The organism is Curtobacterium sp. TXMA1, from assembly GCF_020162095.1.
Taxonomy (GTDB): domain Bacteria; phylum Actinomycetota; class Actinomycetes; order Actinomycetales; family Microbacteriaceae; genus Curtobacterium.
The window spans coordinates 679,649-700,833 of the sequence record NZ_CP083910.1; the positions used below are offsets into that span (position 1 = coordinate 679,649).

Annotated in this window: 18 protein-coding genes; 10 read left to right on the forward strand and 8 right to left on the reverse strand. The window is 71.3% G+C overall.

The features are described 5' to 3' along the window. The first annotated feature begins 23 nt into the window (after positions 1 to 23). The 3 genes from mtnN (at position 24) to LCG91_RS03360 (ending at position 3,520) form a co-directional block, all read left to right on the forward strand. Positions 24 to 728, forward strand: coding sequence for a 5'-methylthioadenosine/S-adenosylhomocysteine nucleosidase (gene mtnN, locus LCG91_RS03350; protein WP_137766575.1), 705 nt, complete (start codon positions 24 to 26; stop codon positions 726 to 728). A 523-nt stretch (positions 729 to 1,251) separates the two neighbouring features. Continuing rightward, the gene (locus tag LCG91_RS03355; RefSeq protein WP_058730034.1) at positions 1,252 to 3,201 is read left to right on the forward strand and encodes a potassium transporter Kup; all 1,950 of its coding nucleotides are present in this window, start codon (positions 1,252 to 1,254) and stop codon (positions 3,199 to 3,201) included. Between the two features lie 100 nt (positions 3,202 to 3,301). Beyond that, positions 3,302 to 3,520 (forward strand): hypothetical protein, encoded by a 219-nt coding sequence (locus LCG91_RS03360; RefSeq protein ID WP_058730035.1) that lies wholly within the window; start codon positions 3,302 to 3,304, stop codon positions 3,518 to 3,520. 41 nt (positions 3,521 to 3,561) lie between these two features. Here LCG91_RS03360 and LCG91_RS03365 read toward each other — a convergent pair whose 3' ends face one another. Then, a complete protein-coding gene (locus LCG91_RS03365) occupies positions 3,562 to 4,440 on the reverse strand; it encodes a DUF808 domain-containing protein (protein WP_058730052.1) in 879 nt (292 codons plus the stop codon). 218 nt (positions 4,441 to 4,658) lie between these two features. Between LCG91_RS03365 and LCG91_RS03370 the strand changes: the two genes are divergently transcribed. After that, positions 4,659 to 5,471, forward strand: coding sequence for a glycoside hydrolase family 16 protein (locus LCG91_RS03370; RefSeq protein ID WP_224442486.1), 813 nt, complete (start codon positions 4,659 to 4,661; stop codon positions 5,469 to 5,471). Positions 5,472 to 5,525: 54 nt separating this feature from the next. Here LCG91_RS03370 and LCG91_RS03375 read toward each other — a convergent pair whose 3' ends face one another. Beyond that, entirely contained in the window at positions 5,526 to 5,834 is a 309-nt protein-coding gene (locus LCG91_RS03375) for a hypothetical protein (protein WP_224442487.1), read from the reverse strand. A 65-nt stretch (positions 5,835 to 5,899) separates the two neighbouring features. Between LCG91_RS03375 and LCG91_RS03380 the strand changes: the two genes are divergently transcribed. Continuing rightward, positions 5,900 to 6,184 carry a hypothetical protein gene (locus LCG91_RS03380; RefSeq protein ID WP_058748937.1) on the forward strand — a complete coding sequence of 95 codons (285 nt, stop codon included), beginning with the start codon at positions 5,900 to 5,902 and terminating at the stop codon, positions 6,182 to 6,184. A gap of 6 nt (positions 6,185 to 6,190) precedes the next feature. On the opposite strand, the gene LCG91_RS03385 is transcribed toward LCG91_RS03380, so the two are convergent. From LCG91_RS03385 to LCG91_RS03395, 3 genes are all read right to left on the reverse strand, one after another. Further along, a complete protein-coding gene (locus LCG91_RS03385) occupies positions 6,191 to 6,613 on the reverse strand; it encodes a VOC family protein (RefSeq protein ID WP_224442488.1) in 423 nt (140 codons plus the stop codon). A gap of 147 nt (positions 6,614 to 6,760) precedes the next feature. Then, complete coding sequence (locus tag LCG91_RS03390) at positions 6,761 to 7,351, reverse strand: TetR/AcrR family transcriptional regulator (protein ID WP_058730040.1); 591 nt, start codon at positions 7,349 to 7,351, stop codon at positions 6,761 to 6,763. A 118-nt stretch (positions 7,352 to 7,469) separates the two neighbouring features. Next, entirely contained in the window at positions 7,470 to 9,677 is a 2,208-nt protein-coding gene (locus LCG91_RS03395; protein ID WP_224442489.1) for an MDR family MFS transporter, read from the reverse strand. 183 nt (positions 9,678 to 9,860) lie between these two features. On the opposite strand from LCG91_RS03395, the gene LCG91_RS03400 reads away from it, so the two are divergent. Continuing rightward, entirely contained in the window at positions 9,861 to 11,723 is a 1,863-nt protein-coding gene (locus LCG91_RS03400) for a DEAD/DEAH box helicase (protein WP_224442490.1), read from the forward strand. 218 nt (positions 11,724 to 11,941) lie between these two features. Here LCG91_RS03400 and LCG91_RS03405 read toward each other — a convergent pair whose 3' ends face one another. Beyond that, on the reverse strand, positions 11,942 to 12,871 hold the full coding sequence (locus tag LCG91_RS03405; protein WP_058748942.1) for an NAD-dependent epimerase/dehydratase family protein: 930 nt from the start codon (positions 12,869 to 12,871) through the stop codon (positions 11,942 to 11,944). 119 nt (positions 12,872 to 12,990) lie between these two features. Here LCG91_RS03405 and LCG91_RS03410 point away from each other — a divergent pair, with 119 nt between their 5' ends. From LCG91_RS03410 to opgC, 4 genes are all read left to right on the forward strand, one after another. After that, positions 12,991 to 13,740, forward strand: coding sequence for a TetR/AcrR family transcriptional regulator (locus tag LCG91_RS03410; RefSeq protein WP_224442491.1), 750 nt, complete (start codon positions 12,991 to 12,993; stop codon positions 13,738 to 13,740). Positions 13,741 to 13,854: 114 nt separating this feature from the next. Then, entirely contained in the window at positions 13,855 to 15,882 is a 2,028-nt protein-coding gene (locus tag LCG91_RS03415) for a glycosyltransferase (RefSeq protein ID WP_224442492.1), read from the forward strand. After that, positions 15,879 to 16,292 (forward strand): ATP-binding protein, encoded by a 414-nt coding sequence (locus tag LCG91_RS03420; protein ID WP_224442493.1) that lies wholly within the window; start codon positions 15,879 to 15,881, stop codon positions 16,290 to 16,292. Before LCG91_RS03415 ends, LCG91_RS03420 begins: the two co-directional genes overlap by 4 nt. Beyond that, entirely contained in the window at positions 16,280 to 18,796 is a 2,517-nt protein-coding gene (gene opgC / locus LCG91_RS03425; RefSeq protein WP_224442494.1) for an OpgC domain-containing protein, read from the forward strand. Before LCG91_RS03420 ends, opgC begins: the two co-directional genes overlap by 13 nt. A 401-nt stretch (positions 18,797 to 19,197) precedes the next feature. Here opgC and LCG91_RS03430 read toward each other — a convergent pair whose 3' ends face one another. Together LCG91_RS03430 and LCG91_RS03435 are read right to left on the reverse strand one after the other, a co-directional pair. Next, entirely contained in the window at positions 19,198 to 20,319 is a 1,122-nt protein-coding gene (locus tag LCG91_RS03430) for a Gfo/Idh/MocA family protein (protein WP_224442495.1), read from the reverse strand. Beyond that, complete coding sequence (locus LCG91_RS03435; protein WP_224442496.1) at positions 20,316 to 21,155, reverse strand: ThuA domain-containing protein; 840 nt, start codon at positions 21,153 to 21,155, stop codon at positions 20,316 to 20,318. Before LCG91_RS03435 ends, LCG91_RS03430 begins: the two co-directional genes overlap by 4 nt. Between the last annotated feature and the right edge of the window lie 30 nt (positions 21,156 to 21,185).

The following is a 21,185-nucleotide window of genomic DNA, read 5'->3' on the forward strand; positions in this document are numbered from 1 at the left end:
CACGCGCGTGCGAGGATCGATCGGTGCAAGCAACGCCCGTCGCCGTCGTCATCGCCGCGATGACCGAGGAACTGTCCGCCGTCGCCGCCCTGCTCGGGGGCGTGGTCATCGACGACGGCCCGGTCGGCGGGCACGACGAACACCACCTGCTCGACGTGGACGGCTCGGTGGTCGCCCTGCGACGCAGCGGCATCGGGTTCACGAACGCCACGGCGGCCGTCGCGCACTGCTACCACGACTTCGGTGCCGTCCCCGTGCTCAGTGTCGGGACCGCCGGGGGCCTGATGCGCGGCGTCGAGATCGGCGACGTCGTCGTCGGTGAGCACTACGTCAACATCAACGCGGACGCGACGGCCTTCGGCTACGCGCTCGGGCAGGTCCCGGGGATGCCGCCGCAGTACGCACCCGACTCGCGGATGCTCGCCCGCGCCGCGGCCGCGCAGACCCCGTACCGCATCCGATCCGCGACGATCGGGTCGAGCGAGGTCTTCGTGACCGAGGGCCGCGCCCGCACCCTGCGCGAGGTCTTCCCGGCGGTCGCGGCGGTGGACATGGAGTCGGCCGCGATCGCACAGTTCGCGCACGTGCACGACATGCCGTTCCTGTCGATCCGGGGCATCAGCGACCTGTGCGCGCCCGACGGCGACGAGTTCCGCGAACACCTCGACGACGCATCGGCGCGCGCCGCGCGCGTGGCGCACGACGTGCTGCTCGACCTGGCGGCCTGAGGCGACGGTCGGTGCCGACCGGCGGACGGGAGGCGTGGCACCCGTCGGCCCCGCGCCTCCCGTCCGCCGGTCGCCCGCCCCGTTCCGCCGCGCCGGTCCCGCGGACCGGCGCAGCTGGTGACCGGCTCGGCGCACTCGCAGACCGGCGCAGCTGGTGGCCTGCTCGGCGCACTCGCGGGCACGTGCAGCCGGTGACCGGCTCGGCTCAGCGACGCCTGCGGCTGGCCAGCAGGCCGCCGAACACCAGGACGACCGCGATCACGAAGACGATCAGCTGGGCCGGCTCGAACCCGTCGAGGTTCATGGTGCACTCCTTCCGTGCGCGGGACGTCCGCGCTCGCGTCGCCCCGAACGGTAGGACGCGGTTCCTGTACGCGTCGAGGGGACGGGGTACGAGTCCTGCACACCAGCCGGTCTCCGCACAGTCGTGCACGGATGGGTGTCCGCCGAGAACGCCGGACCGCGAGCGGTGCAAGGATGATCCGCGGTCGTCGCCCGGACGACCCCGACGGAAGAGACGAGCGTGACCGAGACCCGCTCCCAGTCGCCGACGACCGACGCGGCCGACGACGGCGCCCACGGACCCGCCAAGGGCGTCGCCGCCCTGGCGCTCGCCGCGCTGGGCGTCGTGTTCGGGGACATCGGCACGAGCCCCCTCTACGCCCTCCGCACGGTGTTCACCATCGACGGCGGCATCGTCAAGGCGAACCAGGAGGACGTGTACGGCGTCATCTCGATCATGTTCTGGAGCGTCACGATCGTCGTGTCGATCAAGTACGTGCTCGTGCTCATGCGCGCCGACAACGACGGCGAGGGCGGGGTGATGGCCCTCGCCGCCCTGGCCCGGCGCCTGTACGCGAAGCGCCGCGGGGGAGCGACGGTCTTCCTGGTCATCGGCATCATCGGCGTCTCGCTGTTCTACGGCGACTCCGTGATCACGCCGGCCGTGTCCGTCCTCTCCGCGGTCGAGGGGTTGTCGACCGCAGCACCGTCGCTCGACCACCTCATCGTGCCGATCGCGGCGGTCATCCTGGTGCTGCTGTTCCTGGTGCAGCGGTTCGGCACCGGCAAGGTCGGCAACCTGTTCGGGCCGGTGATGCTGCTCTGGTTCGTCGTCATCGCCGTCGCCGGCGTACCGCACATCGTGGCGCACCCCGGTGTCCTGCAGGGGCTGTCGCCGACGTGGGCCATCGCCTTCCTCGTCGCCCACCCGTACATCACCTTCGTGGCGATGGGCGCCGTCGTGCTCGTCATCACCGGGGCCGAGGCGCTGTACGCGGACATGGGCCACTTCGGTCGTCCGGCGATCCTGCGCGCCTGGTTCTTCGTCGTGTTCCCGGCGCTCGTGCTCAACTACCTCGGGCAGGCGTCGCTCGTGCTCGAGGACCCGTCGGCGGCGAAGGACCCGTTCTTCCTGCTCTTCCCGGACGCCCTGCAGATCCCGGTCGTGGTGCTCGCGACGATGGCCACGGTGATCGCGAGCCAGGCCGTCATCTCCGGCGCGTTCTCGCTCACGCGCCAGGCGATCCAGCTCGGGTTGCTGCCGCCGCTCACGATCCGCCAGACCTCACGTGAGGAGGGCGGCCAGATCTACCTGCCGGCGGTCAACCTGCTGCTCTTCATCGGCGTGCTGGCGATCATGCTCGCCTTCCGGTCGTCCGCGAGCCTGGCGACGGCGTACGGGGTGTCGGTCACCGGCGCGCTGGTCGTGGACACGCTGCTGCTGCTCCTGGTCGTCAAGCCGCTCTGGCACTGGGCGACGTGGAAGCTCGTGCTGGCCGCCGTGGTCTTCGGCGGCCTCGAGCTGACCTTCCTCGCCGGCAACCTGTCGAAGATCGTGCACGGCGGCTGGGTCCCGCTGCTCATCGCCCTCGCGGTGATCACGCTGATGACCACGTGGCGCCGTGGACGGCAGCTCGTGCAGGAGGAACGCAAGGAACGCGAGGGGTCGCTCGCCGACTTCATCGAGCGCATCAACACGAAGCACATCCCGCGGGTCGAGGGGATCGCGATCTTCCCGCACCCGAACAAGGAGACGACCCCGCTGGCGCTCCGGGCGAACGTCGAGCACAACCACGTGGTGCACCGGACCGTGCTCATCGTCTCGGTGCTCACCGCGAACGTGCCGCACGTGCCGCATGCGAAGGCGTTCTTCCGCGACGACCTCGGCTACGAGGACGACGGCATCGACCACATCACCGTGAAGTTCGGGTTCTCCGACGACCAGGACCTGCCGCGCGCCCTGCACGCCGCCTGTCTGGCCGAGGTGCTCGACATCGACCCGGACGAGATCGCGAAGGCGTCGTACTTCATCTCGCGCGGCGCCCTCCGGCCGCAGCCGGGCAACCGGGGCATGGCGCGGTGGCGCAAGAAGCTCTTCGTCGGCCTGGCGCACAACGCGGCCGATCCCGCGGCCCGGTTCGGCCTGCCGGCCCAGCGCACGGTGACGATGGGCAGCGACGTCGAGCTCTGACCCTGGTCGCGCTCGACCCACCGTCCAGGTGGACGGCGTAGCGTCCGACGGGTCGTTCCGCCAACCGGGCTCCTGCGGCACCGAGCGGAAGCCGCCCCCCATGGCACACCGGAACGACCTCATCTGGCAGCAGGACGGCGACGACTCCTGGTCGGCCTGGGCGGACGGTCGCCCGGTCGCGCGGATCACGCACGACCGACAGTACGAACTCGTCTCGCAGGACGGCACGGTCCGCGGCTCCCACAGCGCGCTCGGCAGCGCTCAGGCGCAGCTCGAGGCCTGGTACCTCTGGGCGACGACCACCGATCCGGACGCCTGAGTCCACCGCCGTCCGGGGACGGACGAGCCTCGGCCCGGCGATCAGTGGGTGCGACCGCGCAGCCGGCCGATGCCGAGGACGACGCCGACGACGACCATGCCGAGCACGAGCCCGAACACGGCCGACACGGCGGTGTCGACGATCCACGTGACGACCGGGCCGGCGGCCTCGACCGCGTGCTCGATCGCGTGCAGCAGGTGCTCCGGTCCGGCCCAGAACGTCTCGGCCAGGTTCGCGATCACCAGGTGCCCACCGACCCAGAGCATCGCGACCGTCCCCACGATGCTGATGACGCGGAAGACCGTCGGCATCGCGCGCACGATCCGCGCTCCCGCACGGCGGGTCCGTCGCGAGTCGTTCTTCATCATCTGCAGACCGATGTCGTCGACCTTCACCAGCAGTGCGACGGCGCCGTAGACCAGGGCCGTCATCCCGAGCCCGATGAGCGCGAGGGCGCCGACCTTCGGCCAGAAGGCGAGCCCGGCGTCCAGGCTCGACAGGGCGATGAGCATGATCTCGGTGCTCAGGATGAGGTCCGTGCGGACCGCGCCGAAGACGAGCTTCGGCTCCGTGGTGGGCTGCGCGTCGCCGGCGGTTTCGTGGTGCACCCCGAACCACTCGGTGACCTTCTCGGCCCCTTCGAAGCACAGGTACGTCCCACCGATGACGAGCAACCACGGGAGCACCCACGGGGCGAACGCCGACAGCAGCAGCGCCAGCGGGATGATGATGACGAACTTGTTGAACAGGCTGCCGAGCGCGATGCGTCCGACCACCGGGAGCTCGCGGGCCGGTTGCAGCCCCTGGACGTACTGCGGCGTGACCGCCGCGTCGTCGATCACGACCCCCGCGGTCTTCGCGCTGGCCTTGAGGGCCGCGGAGAGGATGTCGTCCACCACGGCGAGCAACCCGACTGACATGCCGCTCACCCTACTGGAGCGGTCCCCGGAGCCCGGACCGGTCAGGGACAGACCGTTCTGCCCGTGTGATCGGGGGACATCGCCGCGCCTTCCCTGACAGCTCGGGGTGGGTTCACTGACGGCAGCCCTTCCCGAGCCGACACAGCTGGGCACACCGAGCACCACCACCACGGTGCGTCGACGCCACCCACGTCGTCGTCCCCAGGCAGGAGCGCCCCATGCAGTCCCCGATCGTCGCGGCCCTCACCGTCGCCGTGCTCGCGGCCGGCGCGGTCGCCGGTGTCTCGACCCCCGTCCCCGCGTCCGCTGCGGACACGTCGAGCGGCACGACCCTCGCGCCGTCGGGCGACGTCGTGTCGAACGGACGGACGTGGAAGCAGACCGCCGTGCAGGACTTCTTCCGGTCCGCGCCCGCCGGCACCTTCCGGATGAAGTACCCGCGCATCGGTCTGTACGACGGGTTCTCCGACACGAGCGGGCAGGGGCGGTACGTGCCGTCGAAGGTGTTGAGCGTGCACGACGGCGTGCTCGACTTCTGGCTCCGGTCCGACCGCGGGCAGCCGCTCTCGGCGGCGGTGATGCCCGATGGGTACGCACCGCACCGTACCGGCCGGGTGTCGATCCGCTACAAGACGACGGCGACCCCGGGCTACAAGTTCAGCGTGATCCTCTGGCCGTCGAGCGACGACTGGGACCAGGGGGAGATCGACTGGCCGGAGGCCACGCTCGGCGCGAAGCCCCGTCCGGCGTCGGCGATCCCGGGCAGCCTGCGGAACGGCGCCATGACGTTCCAGCCGGAGCGCGAGACCTTCGCGCCGACCGACACGAGCAGCTGGCACGTCGCCACGACGGAGTGGGACGACGACGTCGTCCGCTTCTACTGGGACGACGTGCTCGTCGCGTCGACGACGAAGGCCGTGCCGACGCAGCCGATGCGGGTCACGCTGCAGGCCGAGACCGACACGGGCACGCGGGTGCTGGCGACCGCCTCCGGGCACGTGAGCGTCGACTGGATCGCGATCTACGACTGACGGGAGGCGCGGTACCGGTGAGCGGATCAGCGCACCGGCAGCGGGCCTCCCGGCTCAGTCCGTGGTGCGTCGGGTGGTCAGCCGACCCGCTCCGAGTGGCAGCAGCCCACTGCGGTAGGCGAACCCGTCCGCGTCGCCGACCGTGCTGCTGGCGGCGCCGAAGCGCCACAGGCGGTTGAAGCAGGAGACCCCGATCCGGGTGGAGCCGTCGTCGGCGACCGCCCAGGTGCCGGTGCCCCACTGGGCGGGGTGACCGACGCCGTCGATCGTCACCGTCGGTCGGGCGCCCCACGTCAGCAGCGGACGGTCGAGGTCGAGGGTGATCCGGCGCTTCGTCGTGCCGGACGGCTGCGGGGTGTCCATGCGGTCAGGGTAACGGCGCGCGCCACCCTGAACGCGCTCCGGTGGTGGTCCGTAGGCTCCGCTGCATGGCTGACTTCACCGCTGCACAGGCCGCCGTCGTCCGCATCGAGCGTGCGGAGGAGGGTCGGTGGGACCTGACCGTGATCAGCGACTCCGGTGTGCGGATGGGGCACGGCGTGTACCTGTTCGACGCGGCGTCCGACGACGCCGAGGACGAGCAGGCCGCAGCGCTCGACTTCGTGCGGGAGTACGGCTTCCGCTTCGAGTCCGACGCCGTGGTCGCCGACGGGGCAGATGCCTTCTGGGCACCGCTGCTGCCACTCGGTTCCGACGGGCCCGCGGCGGGCTGAGCCGGCTCAGCCCTGCGGGTCGATCGCGGAGCGTTCGAAGCCGATCAGCCAGGTGAGGCCGAACGCGTCGCGCACCGTGCCGTCCCAGTCGCCCCACGGCCGTTCCTGCAGGTCGTCGACGACCGTCCCGTCCGTCGCCAGGTCGGTGAACCAGCGGCGGAGCGCCTCGGGGGCGGCGGTCCCGAGCAGCGCGAGCAGCAGGCCGGAGGCTGTGAACGGGGCGTCGTCGGGCCCGGCGTCGGCGGCGAAGAGCCGGACGGGGCCGTCGAGTTCGCCGTGCGCCACGGCCTCCGGTGGACCGTCCTCGCGGCCGGCGTCCTCGTACGAGGCGATCCGGACCGCGCCACCGAAGACCTGCTGCCAGCGGGCGAGCGCCGTGCGAGCGGTGCCGGGGAGCAAGAGGTACGGGGTGGGGGCGGTGCCGTCCATGCGCCGACGCTACCGCCGGACCGGCCGAGATGTCCCTCGAACGTCGAGACACCTCCGGACGACCGAGACGCCGTCGGAAGCGTCGGCGGCTCGAGCGCGCGGCTGCGTCTGGAGCCCTCCGCGGCGTCTCGGATCGAGGGGCCCGTCTCAGCCGGCGGCGATCGCGCCCATCTCGGCGACGACGGACCGGAGCTTCGCCGCGAGCTCGTCGCTGTCGCCGACGGTGTCCCGGTGTGCGACCTCGGACAGTGCCGACAGCACGAGCCCGACGGCCGTTCGCGCGGTCTGCTCGTCGGTGCGCGCCGACACCGTGGCCAGGAGTGACTGCCGCGACTCGGCCATCCACTGCATGACCATCGGCGCCATCTCCGGACGGAGGACGAGGAGCTCCTTCATCCGGCGGCGGTCCTGGGACAGCGGGACGGTCGCGGCGATCAGGACGCACAGGTCGTCGACGAGCCGACCGTCCGCCTCGGCGAAGCGCGTCGCCGCCCACTCCGGCACCTCGACGGTGTCGAGGCCGAGCGCGGCGTGCGCCTTCGACGTGAAGTAGTTGAAGAACGTCCGCGGAGAGACGTCGGCGTCGCTGCATATCTGCTCGACGGTGACGCCGTCGAGGCCGTGCTCGGACACGAGCGTGAGGGCGGCGTCGTGGAGCGCCTGCCGGGTCTGCTGCTTCTTCCGCTCGCGCAGCGTGCACGGCGCGGTGGCCGGCTCCGGTGCTGCTGTGGTGCTCACGTGCACTCCTGGGGTGCTGGGCGGCCGCCGTGTCCACCGGGGCCGGGTCGTCTGCGCCGGACGGGCCCGACGCGGGGAGGCCGCCCGCACCCCGGCGCGGGGTGCGGGCGGCCGGGGGTCACCGACGCTGGGTCGGCGTGGAGCCGGTCATCGGCCCGGTGAACGATCCGGCCTCGGCTGCGGCGAGTCCGGCACGGGCCTCGAGGTCGGCCTCGGCCGAGGGCGCGGAACCGTCCTCGTCGCCGGACGACGACCCGTTGGCGGCATCGTGCTGCTCCTGCAGCGCCGAGCGCTGGCGGAGCGGCGGCACCCGGAAGAACCACGTGAGCACGAAGGCGAGCAGGATCACGCCGAGTCCGACCCAGTAGATCGTCACGGACGAGGCGTTGAAGCCCGCCATGAACGGCCGGGTGAGGCGGCTGTCGGCGCCGGTGAGGAACGAGGTGTCGTTCGTGCTGGTCGCCGCGGAGTCCGAGCTGGCACCGTCGTCGATCTTCTTCGCGAGCGCCGGCGTGAGCTCGTCCACCCAGTACGACCGCTGCGAGGCGTTCGACCAGTCGACGGACACGGTGCCGTCCTGCACACTCGCGTGGGCCTGCTCCGCCACTGCTTCGAGGGCAGCGGACTCGGCGCCCGGGGTGGCCGACGCGACCTGCTGGTCGATGACGCCCTGCGCGGCTGCTGCGGGCACGGTGCCCGCGGCGACCTGCTGCTGCACGGCTGCGGTGACCTGCTGCGTGACGGCCTGGTCGGCCGCCTGCTTCGCCTGTGCCGACGCGTCGTCGAGCTGCGACTGCACGGTCTGCTGGAGCGGGGTGGTGATCGGCGCCCAGATCTTCTCGATCGCGCCCTGGTTCGCCGGCTTGCTCGCGACGGACGGGTCGAGTGCCGCGGACAGCGCCGGCTTCAGGTCGGCCTGGTTCGCGGTGGCGCTCAGGATGTTGTTCGGCATCACCGAGAACAGGACCGACAGCAGGACGGCCGTGCCGAGCGTGCCGCCGATCTGCCGGAAGAACGTGGCCGACGACGTGGCGACGCCCATGTCCCGGGCCTCGACCGAGCCCTGGGAGGCCAGGGTCAGGGACTGCATGACCGAGCCGAGCCCGAGCCCGATGAGGAACATGCCGATCATGAGGAACCAGAGCGGCTTGTCGATCGTCATGAAGGTCAGGACGACGTAGCCGGCCGACACCAGGAAGGTGCCGATGACCGGGAAGATCCGGTAGCGGCCGACCCGGGCGACGATCTGACCCGAGGTGATCGACGCGATCATCAGGCCACCGACGAGCGGCAGCGTGGCGAAGCCGGACTCGGTCGGGGTCAGGCCGACGACGATCTGCAGGTACAGCGGGATGGTCAGCATGGCGCCGAACATCGCGAAGCCGACCAGGAAGCCGATGACGGTCGCCATCGAGAACGTGCCCGAGCGGAAGAGCTTCAGCGGGATGATCGCCGCGTCGCCCATCTTCGACTCGACGAGCAGCAGTGCGACGAGCCCGAGCGCGCCGATCACGTAGCTCGCGATCGCGGCGGGGGAGCCCCAGCCCCAGGTGCGGCCCTGCTCGGCGACGAGCAGCAGCGGCACGAGGGTGACGATGACCGCGGCGGCGCCCCACCAGTCGACCTTCGGCTTGTCGCCCGTGCCGTGCACCTTCGGCAGGTGCAGGAAGACGATCACCATGATCAGCGCGGCGACGCCGATCGGGACGTTGATGAGGAGCACCCAGCGCCAGCCGGTGATCCAGAGGATCTCGGACGAGCCGGCGAGCAGACCGCCGATGAGCGGGCCGATGACCGAGGAGATGCCGAAGACCGCGAGGAAGTACCCCTGGTACTTCGCGCGCTCGCGGGGAGCGAGGATGTCGCCCATGATCGCCAGCGGCAGCGACATGAGTGCGCCGGCGCCGATGCCCTGCACGGCGCGGAAGGCCGCGAGCATGAGCATCGAGGTGGACATCGAGGACAGCACGGCGCCGAGGATGAACACGACGATGCCGAAGATGTAGAGCGGTCGACGGCCGAAGATGTCGGAGAGCTTGCCGTAGATCGGCGTCGCGATGGTCGACGTGATCAGGTAGGCGGTGGTCACCCACGCCTGCTGGTCGAGACCGTGCAGGTCGTCGCCGATGGTGCGGATCGCCGTGCCGAACACCGTCTGGCCGAGGGACGACAGGAACATGCCCGCCATCAGGCCGTAGATCACCAGGAGGATCTGGCGGTGCGTCATGAGCGGCTGCTGGCCGGGTGCTCCGGACACTCCGGGTGCCGCGTCGGCCCCGGCGCCGTGGCGGCCGGGCTGCACCGAGACGGGTGCGGTGGCGGTCATCGAACTCCTTTTTCGTACTGTGTAACTTTGCAGACCGCGCAACGATACATCTGATGGTTCCGGATTGCAACTAAATACGGGTCGGACGGGAGGCGCGTGGCGGCCCCGCCAGGCGCCTCCCGTCCGTCCACTGCGCACCTGTCTGCGTCAGCGGACGTCCGCTGTCCGAGGTACCGTTTCCGCATGAGCACGGACACCGCCACCACCACCGAGACCACCGACGAGGGGCCCGTGGTGACCTTCGCCGACCTCGGCCTGAGCGACCCGGTGCTCAAGGCCGTCAAGGACATCGGCTACGAGACCCCCTCCGCCATCCAGGAAGCGACGATCCCGACGCTGCTCGAGGGGCGCGACGTCGTCGGCCTCGCGCAGACCGGTACCGGCAAGACCGCGGCGTTCGCGCTGCCGATCCTGTCCCGCATGGAGTCGGGCAGCAAGGTGCCGCAGGCGCTCGTGCTGTCGCCCACCCGCGAGCTCGCGCTGCAGGTGTGCGAGGCGTTCGAGCAGTTCGCGTCGCACATGAAGCACGTGCACGTCCTGCCCGTCTACGGCGGCCAGGCGTACGGCGTCCAGCTGTCCGCGCTGCGCCGCGGCGTCGACGTCGTCGTCGGCACGCCCGGTCGCATCATGGACCACATCGCCAAGGGCACGCTCGACCTGTCCGAGCTGAAGTACCTCGTGCTCGACGAGGCCGACGAGATGCTCAAGATGGGCTTCGCCGAGGACGTCGAGACGATCCTCGCCGAGACGCCCGACGACAAGCAGGTCGCACTGTTCTCGGCGACGATGCCCGCGCAGATCCGTCGCATCTCGCAGCAGTACCTGACCGACCCGTCCGAGATCACGGTCAAGACCAAGACGAAGACCGCTGCGAACATCACGCAGCGGTACCTGATGGTGTCGTACCCGCAGAAGGTCGACGCGCTCACCCGCATCCTCGAGGTCGAGGACTTCGAGGGCATGATCATCTTCGTCCGCACCAAGAGCGAGACCGAGACCCTGGCCGAGAAGCTGCGTGCCCGCGGGTACGCAGCCGCGGCCATCAGCGGTGACGTCGCCCAGGCGCAGCGCGAGCGCACGGTCAACCAGCTCAAGTCCGGCAAGCTCGACATCCTCGTCGCCACCGACGTCGCCGCTCGTGGTCTCGACGTCGACCGCATCACCCACGTCGTGAACTTCGACATCCCCGTCGACATCGAGTCCTACGTCCACCGCATCGGCCGCACCGGTCGCGCGGGTCGCAAGGGCGACTCGATCAGCTTCGTCACCCCGCGCGAGCGCCGGCTGCTCTCGGCCATCGAGCGCCACACCAAGCAGCCGCTCACGCAGATGCAGCTCCCGACGATCGAGGACGTCAACGAGACGCGCCTGAGCCGCTTCGACGACGCGATCACCGCGGCGCTCGAGCAGCAGGACCGCATCGAGAAGTTCCGCGACGTCATCGCGCACTACGTCCGCAACCACGACGTCCCGGCAGAGGACGTCTCGGCTGCGCTCGCGGTGGTGGCACAGGGCGACTCGCCGCTGCTGCTCGACCCGAACGAGGACCAGCTCCGCAACCAGGTCGACCGCGACGGTCGTCGTGGTGAGCGCCGTGACCGGGACGACGACCGTGGTGGCCGCGAGGACCGCGGGCCGCGCCGTTCGCAGCCGATGACCGCGTACCGCATCGAGGTCGGTCGACGGCACCGGGTCGAGCCGCGCCAGATCGTCGGCGCGCTCGCGAACGAGGGCGGACTGCGCCGCGACGACTTCGGCGCGATCCAGATCCGACCGGACTTCTCGATCGTCGAGCTGCCCGAGAGCATGGACCCCGGCGTGCTCGACCGTCTGTCGGACACCCGGATCAGCGGGAAGCTCATCGAGATCAAGCCGGACCGCCGCGGTGGTGCCCGCCGGTACGACCGCGACGACCGTGGTCCGCGTGGCCCTCGTCGAGACGACCGTGGTCCGCGTCGCGACGACGACCGTCCGCGCCGTGACGACCGGCGCGACGACCGTCCTCGCTACGACGACGACCGCCCGGCGCGCAAGCCGCGCCACTGACGGCCGCCCGGCGCGCAAGCCGCGCCACTGACGGCCGCCCGGCGCGCGCCGCGCCACTGACGGCCGCGCGGCGCGCGAACCGCGCCACGCACGGTTGCGGAGGAGGTCGACCCGGTGGCTCCGTGACGCGACCGCGTGACCGGCTCGGTCCTGCGGCCGGCCACGGGTGGGCGTGCGCCGACCTGCCGGGGGCGGGTCGCGCCTCCCGTCCGGCCTGCTCAGGCAGCCAGTCCGTCGACCGTGCGCCGGCAGACCTCGTCCCACGGCGTCGGACCGAACCCGAAGTGCGCCCGCGTCGCGGCGTCGTCGACGACGTAGGGCGCCGACCACTGGTACCCGAGCTGCGCGACCTCACGCATGAAGGGGACCACCGTGCCGACGGTGCGGAGCAGACCGATCGGCAGCGAGCGCACCCGGACGGCAGGTCGACCGGCCGTCCGGAGCACGTCGGTCAGGACCTGCTCCTGGGTCCGCGGCGCGTTGGTCGGCACGATCCAGGTCCGGCCGTGCGCCCGCTCGTCGTCCGCGGCGGCGACGAGGAGCCGCGCGACGTCGCCGACGTCGGTGTACGAGTGCGGCTGGTCGGACCGCCCGATCACGGTGACGGGCTTCCCGCGCATCGCGGTCGGCAGCACGCGGGTGACGTGCCCGTTGTCCCCGGTGCCCGGGCCCACGTAGTCGGCGCCGCGGACCTCCACAGTGCGGACGCGACCGGCCTCGTGCGCCGCCAGGGCATCGGCCCACATCCGCGCCCGCAGGACGCCCTTGTGGTCGGTCGCGGCGTCGGGCAGGTCGGCGTGCATCGGACCGTCGACCGGGCCGTACGGGTACAGGTTCCCGGTGATCGCGTACACGGCGCCCGTCCGCTCGGCGGTGGTGAGGAGCGAGGACGCCAGCGGCGGCCACACCCGCTCCCACTGCGTGTAGTCGCCCGGGTTGGCGCAGTTGTGGAGTGCGGCGGCGCCGTCCGTGACGGTGGTCAGCGCGTCCGCGTCGGCGGCGTCGAGTGCGACGTGCCGGACGCCGGGCAGTCCGGTGTCGCGTCCGGAGCGGGTGACGACGACGACCTCGTCGCCGCGCTCGGACAGCAGCGCCGCGGTGTGGCGGCCGACCGGGCCGGCTCCGACGACGACGTGGTGACGGGACATGGTTCCTCCTGAGTTCGGGAGAGCACTGCTCTCGGAAGTCATCATGCGGCCTTGCCGCGACCATTGCAAGAGCAGTGCTCTCGTTTGTGGTCGGTGCTCTCCCGTGGCACGCTGGAGACATGGCGGAGCAGGCGAGGACCGCGCGGTCCCTGGCACGGGAGGCCGTGCACGCGAGCATCCTCACGGCTGCGCGCGCCCGCCTCACCGAGGAGGGGCCGGCGCAGCTGAGCCTGCGGGCCGTCGCGCGGGACGTCGGCCTGGTGTCCTCTGCCGTGTACCGGTACTTCCCGAGCCGCGACGACCTGCTGACCGCTCTGCTCGTGCTCGACTACGACGAGCTCGGTGCCGCGGTCGAGGCGGCCGAGGCGCCGGTCGACCGTGCCGACCACGTCGGCCGGTGGGTCGCCGCCTGCCGCGCCGTCCGGCAGTGGGCGATCGGCCACCCCGGCGACTTCGCGCTCCTGTACGGCTCGCCCGTCCCGGGCTACGTCGCGCCGCAGGACACGATCGAGCCCGCCTCGCGCACCACACACGTGCTCGTCCGCGTGGTCACCGACGCGTGGGCGGACGTCGCCGGGTCGGAGCTGCCGCCGGACTGGAGGCTCGGTGCCGGCCCGTCGATCGGCGCACGACCCGGGGCGCCCGGTTCCGTCGCCGACGCGGTCGCCTACACGCGGGCGCGCGGCTTCCACGACGACCCGTCGCCCGAGGTCGTCCTGCGGACCCTGATGGCCTGGACGACGGTGTTCGGCGTCCTGTCGTTCGAGCTCTTCGGCCACGCGGTCGGCTCGGTGACCGATCCGCAGGCCTACTTCGACGAGGTCGTCGTCCGCCTGGCGCACGACCTGGGGCTGGCGGACCCCCGCTGAGCCGTTCTCATCCCCCGATCGGGGCGTCTGGCTGACAGCGACGGCCGCCTGCGGTAGACAGGGCGGTACGGCGCACTCACCCAGCGCTGGCCGGCTGCAGCAGGAAGGACGCCGATGACCGCGCTCGACGTCAGCCGTCAGGACCGTCGCCGACTCACCACCGGCACCGCGACCAGGCGGCTCGTGACCGTGCGCACCGTCGCGCTGCTCGCGTCGATCGCCGGCGTGAACTACATCGTCTGGCGGTGGGCCGCGTCGGTGAACTGGCACTCGTGGTGGATCGCGGTGCCGCTGATCCTCGCCGAGACCTACAGCGTGATCGACTCGCTCCTGTTCGCCTTCGGGGCGTGGCGGCTCCGCGAGCGCGGGGAACCGCCGACGAAGCCCGCCGGTGACGTCACCGTCGACGTCTTCATCACGACCTACAACGAGCCGGTGGACCTGGTCGTCCGCACCGCCCGGGCCGCGAAGGCGATCACGCACCCGCACCAGACCTGGATCCTCGACGACGGCAACCGGCCGGAGATGCGCGCCGCCGCCGAGTCGCTCGGCATCGGGGTCATCACACGCGGCGCCGACTGGGTCGACCGGCCGCGCCACGCAAAGGCCGGCAACCTCAACAACGCGCTGCTCGCCACCCAGGGCGAGTTCCTGCTCATCCTCGACGCCGACCAGGTCCCCGAGCCGTCGATCCTCGACCGCACCCTCGGCTACTTCAAGGACGAGCGGATGGCGCTCGTCCAGACGCCGCAGTGGTTCGAGAACGTGCCGGAGGCCGACCTGCTCGGCAGCCAGGCGCCCCTGTTCTACGGTCCGATCCAGCAGTCGAAGGACGGCTGGAACGCCGCGTTCTTCTGCGGCTCGAACGCGATCCTGCGGCGCGAGGCGCTCATGCAGCTCGGCGTGACCCGGTACGTGCGCGAGGTCGAGGAGTCGGTCGAGCGGACGATCAAGACCTCGCGGAAGCTGCTCGCACGCGCCCGCGAGACCGAGACCGACCCGCGGGTGCTCGACGCGCTCGACGGTGCCGAGCAGGTCGTCGACCGGGCCCGTGACCAGATCGACCGCGGTGAACCGCTCGGCGACGTCACCTACGACTTCCAGCGCGGTATCGACGCGATCGCGTACCGGTTCGCGGCCGCCGACCTCGAGTCGGTGCGTCGCGACCTGCAGGAGCTCGCCGCGATGTCGACCGAGGCGGACACGTTCGCGGGGCTCGACGACGCGGCCCTCGACGTGCTGGGCCGCCGCGAGGCCTCGCCCGTGGCCGCCATCGAGTCGATCGCGGTGCTGGCCCGCGCGCTCGACGTCAACCGCGACGACGAGGCGCAGCCGATCATGCCGCTCGCCACGATCTCCGTGACCGAGGACATGGCCACCGCGATGCGCCTGCACGGGCTCGGCTGGCGGTCGGCCTACCACGACGAGATCCTGGCGAAGGGCCTGGCGCCCGAGGACCTGCCGACCATGCTCGTGCAGCGTCTCCGTTGGGCGCAGGGCACCATGCAGGTGTTCTTCCGCGAGAACCCCCTGGTGCAGAAGGGCCTGTCGTGGGGCCAGCGCCTCATGTACTTCTCCACGATGTGGAGCTACCTGTCGGGCTTCGCGGCGATCGTCTACATCGCGGCACCGGTGCTCTGCCTGTCGTTCGGCGTGGTGCCGGTGCAGGCCTACAGCGTGGACTTCTTCGTGCGGCTCATCCCGTTCCTCGTGCTCAACCAACTGCTGTTCTGGGTGGTGGCGGCGGGCAGACCGACGTGGCGCGGCCAGCAGTACTCGCTCGCGCTCTTCCCGGTCTGGATCGAGTCCGTCACGAGCGCGTTCGAGAACGTCTTCCGTGGCAAGCCCCTCGGCTTCCGGGTGACGCCGAAGGTGCGCGAGGAGTCGGACCAGCGACCGCGGTGGGACCTCGTCAAGCCGCAGCTGTACGCGATGGGAGCGCTCGTCGCCGCCCTCGTGCTGATCGCGATCCGCTACGCGACCGGACAGGCCGACGGCATTGCGCCGCTCGTGAACACCGCGTGGGTGGTGTTCGACCTCTTCATCTTCAGCATCGTCGTCCGCGCGGTGCTCTACCGCGGACCCGAGGCGGGGACGGCGCAGTCCGAGCACGTGTCCTCGACGGCAGGAGGCCCCCTGTGACCGACCACCACCTGACCTTCGAGGTCCCGGCCGTCACGGAGTCGCTCGACGTCGTGCAGGACCGCTTCGGCGCCTGGTGGGACTCACTGGCAATCGACGACGTCCGGCTCCGCTTCTCGCTCGAGACCGCCCTGGCCGAGATCGCCGCGAACATCGTCGAACACACGCGCCGCACCGACGTCGAGGCGGGGCGCGGGTACTCGGTCACGCTCTCGGCGACCGACCGCGAACTCGTCGCGGTGCTCGCTGACAACGGACGCCCTGCGGACGTCGACCTGTCCGCGGTGACGATGGCCGACCCCGACGAGGAGAGCGGTCGCGGTCTCGCGCTCGCGCTCGCCGCGCTCGACCGCCTCGAGCACGAGCACACCGGTGGACGGAACGTCTGGACCCTGGCGTGCAACCGGTGAGGGGCGCGCTGGCGAAGGCCGTCGCGTTCCTCGTCGTCGTGGGGACGCTGCTGCTCGGTGGTGCGCTGCCGGCGTCGGCCGTCTCCGCCCCGAGCCGCGCGGGCGAGACGCCGTCCGACGGGCGCGTCTGGTTCGGCCCCGACCTCGACTGGGGGAGCGACGCCCCGGACGGCTACGAGGGCCGACTCGGCGCGACACCGTCGGTCTACGGCGTCGAGATCGAGTACCCCTTCGACCGCAGCGCGCGGGACGAGTTCCTCCGCGCGACCCGGGCCGCCGCGACGCAGGGTGCGGTGCTCGCCGTGAGCCTGGAGCCCTCGCGCTCGCTGCGCTCCCTCACGAAGGCCGACGCCACCGCGGCGAACCGGCTGTTCGAGGAGGTCCACCGGCAGTACGACACCCAGCTGCTCGTGCGCTTCGCGCCGCAGATGAACGGTACGTGGGTGCGGTGGGGGCAGCAGCCGACCGCGTACGTGTCGGCGTTCCGGACGCTCGCCGCGGCCGTGCACGCCGGCGACTCCGCGGCGGCGATGGTCTGGTCGCCCTCGTACGGCGCCGGCTACCCGTTCGGCGAGTCCGCCGGACGGCTGCAGGACCTGTCGGACACCGACGTCGCCAAGCTCGACACGAACGGCGACGGTCGACTCACCGCGGCCGACGACCCCTACGGCCCGTACTGGCCGGGCGCTGCGAGCGTCGACTGGGTCGGGTTGTCGATGTTCTCCTTCGGCAAGGGCAAGGCGACCGAGGCCGCCGGTCGCGACGTCCCGCTGACGAGCAACGAGGTCCCGCAGGACGGCGAGGTCGCCGCACGCTTCGACGAGACCTGGGGCTACGAGCAGCCGCAGACCGAGGGCACCTTCACCGAGCGCTTCGCGCAGGGCGAGGACCGCCCGATGCTGCTCGACACCGGCGCCCTGTACGACCACTCGCTGCGTGGTGCCGCCGAGCTGTCGGTGAAGCAGGCGTGGTGGCGGCAGGTCATCGCCGCGGTGCAGGACCACCCCGAGGTCCGCGGCGTGACGTTCCTCGAGACGAACCGTCGCGAGCCCGAGGCCGGCAACCGTGTCGCCGACTGGCGGGACACGGCCGATCCCGGGATCGCCGGGTCCTTCCGGACGGACCTCGAACAGGCAGGGGACTTCGTCTTCGGGCCCGTGACCGAACGCGTCACGCAGCAGGAGGGCGCGGCGGCGATCAGCCAGCAGTACGAGACCGGCGGCGACCAGATGGCGTGGATCGTCTGGTGCGCGTTCGGTCTCGCGGCAGCGTTCCTGCTCAGCGGACTCGTCGGGCGGTTGCTGCCGAGCTGGCGCTACCCCGACGACGGCAAGCCCGGGCGCGACCTGCGCCTCGACCTGTTCCGCGGCTTCATCATCCTGGCCGTCGTGATCACGCACATCGAGATCGGTGGGCCGTACTCGTACATCACGCTGCACGCGACGGGTGCGATCACCGGCGCGGAGATGTTCGTGTTCCTGTCCGGCATGGTCCTCGGCATGACCTACCCCTTCGCGATCAAGAAGTTCGGCGAGTGGGTCGCTGCGGTCGGCGCGTGGAAGCGAGCACGGAAGCAGTACCTCGTCACCCTGGCGGTGATCCTGGTCGTCTTCGCGCTGAGCTTCGTGCCGTTCCTGAACACGGACGCGATCACGACCTTCACCGACCGGGGGACCGGCACCGGGGGCGTCGGGGCCGAGGGCCGCGTCTACGACCTGTACCCGAATGCGATGCAGCTCCTGGCGTACCCGCCGCCCTGGTTCGCGATCCGGCAGTTCCTGCTGCTCGAGATGGGGCCGTGGCCGTTCAACATCATGGGCCTCTTCGTGGTGCTCAGCCTGTTCATCCCGCTCTGCATGTGGGTGATCAAGCGGGGCTTCTGGTGGGCGCTGCTCGTCGTGAGCTGGGGGCTGTACGTGCTCCAGGCCCTGGTGCCCGAGCTCCGGCCGCTGAACTCGCAGTTCGAGTCGGTGTTCCCGCTGCTCACCTGGCAGGTCGTCTTCACGCACGGGCTCGTCCTCGGCTACTACCGGCGGCAGGTCATCGGCGCGCTGACCGGCCGGCTCGGCAAGGTGCTGATCGGCATCGGCGTCACCGGCTACGCGTTGTTCCTGGTCTACGTCTGGGCCGGGGACCACTTCGGCTTCACCCCGGCGCCCTTCCCGGCGTCGATGTACGACGACCTGTACAACACGGCCTACCAGCGCGTCGACCTCCAGTGGGGACGTCTGGTCGACATCGCGTTCTTCGCGATCGTGTCGTACGCGATCCTCACCGTGTTCTGGAAGCCGATCAACGCCGTCATCGGGTGGCTGTGGATCCCGATCGGCCAGGCGAGCCTCTACGTCTTCGTCTGGCAGGTGTTCTTCGCGCTGGCCATCGCGTCCATCCCGGGCGTCGACTGGTTCAACGGGTGGATCGGCTTCGCGGCGCACACCGTCCTGATCCTGCTCGTCTCGTACATGATCCGGAAGCGGTTCATGTTCTCGGTCATCCCGCGCTGACCGCCGCTCACCGTGCGCGCGGCTGCGGCCCCGGTCGTCCGTTCCCCGACAGCGACAGGATCCCGCGAACCGTTCGCGCGATCCTGTCGCTTTCCCGGATGCGTCCGGGCGTCCGGGCGTGCGGCCGGTCGGGTCAGCGCGGGGTGATGCACAGCGGCTGCGGGGCCGGCGGGTGCTGCGTCGCGTGCCCGATCCTTCCCATCACGCATGGAGTGGAAAGCGGAATCGCGCATACCTGGTCGGAACGAACGACCTGGTAAGCGCGGTTCTGTTCGGTACGCCCGATCCCACCGAGTACGCCCGATCCCACCGAGTACGTCCGATCCCGCCCGGTACGCGCGGTTCTGCCCGGTACGCCCGATCCCGTCCGGGCCCGCGCCGCGATCCGACGCGTGCTCGCGTCAGCCCGCTGGCGTCCGGTCCGGCGCGGAGGCGAGCGCCTGCCGGACCGACCCCCACGCGGCGAGCCGCTCGCGGACCGCGTCGTCCCGCTCGACCTCGAGCGCCGTCGCGTGCGCCTGCTCGAGCACGTCGTCGACCACGACCCGCTGTCCCGAGCGCGCCGAGGCGATCGCCGCGTCGACCATGACCAGGCTCATCACGTTGCCGTGGACCTCGCCGTCGGGCGTCGTCCCGGTACGGACCGCCCGGACGAAGGACGCGAGCGCCCCGGCGATCTCGGTACCGACACCCGGCGCACCTGCCGGCGTGCCGGGGGCGTCGTCGATCACGCTCGACGGGTCGTGGTCGCCGTCCCACGCCGCCGAGCCCGACGCACCGGTCGCCCGCCAGTCGCCGTTCCACGACGTCTCGTCGCCCGGTGCGCACCACGAGCCGTCGTAGACGTAGCGGACGTCGTCCTCGAAGGTGAAGACCGCGGCGGCGTTCGCGTCCCCCCGGTACCAGGACCACGACGGGTTCCACGACTCGCAGTACACCGACACGGGTTCACGCTCGAGCACGTACCGGGCGGAGTCGAACGCGTGGATCGCCATGTCGAGGAGCAGCACGTCGTCCATCTCCTCGCGGAAGCCGCCGAAGTGCGGGGCCTTCGCGAAGCGGGTGTTCAGGCTGCCGACCCCGCCGAGCGCGCGCACGTGCTGCCGGAAGGCGACGAGCTGGTCGTTGTACCGACGCGACTGCGACACCATGAACAGCTGCCCGGTGGCCTCGGCGGCTGCGGCCAGGGAGAGGGCCTCGGCGACGGTCTGCGCCGCGGGCTTCTCACCGAGGACGGGCAGCCCGGCGTGCAGGGCGTCCATCGTGACCGGGTGGTGGGAGACCGGCACCGTGATGTCGAGCACGGCCTCGGCACCGGTCTCCGCCAGGAGCGCGGGCAGGTCACGGCCGACGGGGACGGTCGGGGCGCCGGCGAGCTCGGCCCCGGCATGTGCGGCGTCGAGGTCGAGGTCGACGACGCCGACGAGTTCGACGTCCGGGTCGGCGGCGACGGTGCCGAGCCAGGCGCGGCCCATCCCGCCGGCGCCGACCTGCACGACCCGCAGCGGGGCGTGCTCGGTCATGCGCGGGCCTCGGCGGTCGCGGCGGTCGCCTCGTCCTCGGGGGCGTCGGTCGTCGCCCCGTCCTCGGGGGCGTCATCGAACGGGCCGCGGTAGTGCTGCCCCTCGAAGTACTCGCCGAGGTCGTAGCGGCGCAGGGTCGGGAGTTCACGCTCGCGCTCCGGTCGCGCCCACTCGGCCCCGTTCGCGACGACGCGTCGTACGTCCGGGTGGTGGTACACGGGGAAGTCCTGGTCGCCGGGCGAGAAGTAGAAGATCTTCCCGAGGCCGCGGCGGTAGGTCATGCCGCTGCGGAAGACCTCGCCACCGGTGAACCCGGAGATGAAGATGAGCTCGTCGGGCGTCGGCACGTCGAAGTACTCGCCGTACATCTCCTGTTCGGGGATGACGATCGGGTTCGGCACGCCCCGCGTGATGGGGTGCTGCGGGTTGACCGTCCAGACGAGCTCCTGGTCGTGCTCGCTCCGCCAGCGCAGGGTGCAGGTGGTGCCCATGAGCTTGCCGAAGATCTTCGACCAGTGGCCGGAGTGCAGGACGACCAGGCCCATGCCGGACAGCACGTGCTTGTGGACGCGGTCGACCACGGCGTCGTCGACGTCGGCGTGGGCGGCGTGCCCCCACCAGGTCAGGACGTCGGTCTCGGCGAGCACGGCCTCGGACAGCCCGTGCTCGGGCTCCTGCATGGTGGCGGTGCGGACGACGGCGTCGGGCAGGTTCTCGCGGATGCCGTCGGCGATCGCGCCGTGCATGCCGTCGGGGTAGCGCTCGGCGACGTGCTGCTCGACCTGCTCGTGGACGTTCTCGCCCCAGACGGTGATGCGTAGCGGGGTGGTGGTCATGGTGTGGGCCTTCCTGGAGGGGTGGCGGGG

What these genes read in the sequence shown, in the direction of transcription:
- LCG91_RS03400 (WP_224442490.1), top strand. Translation starts at nt 9,861, where the DNA reads ATGAGCACGGACACCGCCACCACCACCGAGACCACCGACGAGGGGCCC.
- LCG91_RS03385 (WP_224442488.1), bottom strand. Translation starts at nt 6,613, where the DNA reads ATGGACGGCACCGCCCCCACCCCGTACCTCTTGCTCCCCGGCACCGCT.
- LCG91_RS03410 (WP_224442491.1), top strand. Translation starts at nt 12,991, where the DNA reads ATGGCGGAGCAGGCGAGGACCGCGCGGTCCCTGGCACGGGAGGCCGTG.
- LCG91_RS03360 (WP_058730035.1), top strand. Translation starts at nt 3,302, where the DNA reads ATGGCACACCGGAACGACCTCATCTGGCAGCAGGACGGCGACGACTCC.
- LCG91_RS03375 (WP_224442487.1), bottom strand. Translation starts at nt 5,834, where the DNA reads ATGGACACCCCGCAGCCGTCCGGCACGACGAAGCGCCGGATCACCCTC.
- LCG91_RS03405 (WP_058748942.1), bottom strand. Translation starts at nt 12,871, where the DNA reads ATGTCCCGTCACCACGTCGTCGTCGGAGCCGGCCCGGTCGGCCGCCAC.
- LCG91_RS03380 (WP_058748937.1), top strand. Translation starts at nt 5,900, where the DNA reads ATGGCTGACTTCACCGCTGCACAGGCCGCCGTCGTCCGCATCGAGCGT.
- LCG91_RS03395 (WP_224442489.1), bottom strand. Translation starts at nt 9,677, where the DNA reads ATGACCGCCACCGCACCCGTCTCGGTGCAGCCCGGCCGCCACGGCGCC.
- LCG91_RS03435 (WP_224442496.1), bottom strand. Translation starts at nt 21,155, where the DNA reads ATGACCACCACCCCGCTACGCATCACCGTCTGGGGCGAGAACGTCCAC.
- LCG91_RS03370 (WP_224442486.1), top strand. Translation starts at nt 4,659, where the DNA reads ATGCAGTCCCCGATCGTCGCGGCCCTCACCGTCGCCGTGCTCGCGGCC.
- LCG91_RS03365 (WP_058730052.1), bottom strand. Translation starts at nt 4,440, where the DNA reads ATGTCAGTCGGGTTGCTCGCCGTGGTGGACGACATCCTCTCCGCGGCC.
- LCG91_RS03415 (WP_224442492.1), top strand. Translation starts at nt 13,855, where the DNA reads ATGACCGCGCTCGACGTCAGCCGTCAGGACCGTCGCCGACTCACCACC.
- LCG91_RS03430 (WP_224442495.1), bottom strand. Translation starts at nt 20,319, where the DNA reads ATGACCGAGCACGCCCCGCTGCGGGTCGTGCAGGTCGGCGCCGGCGGG.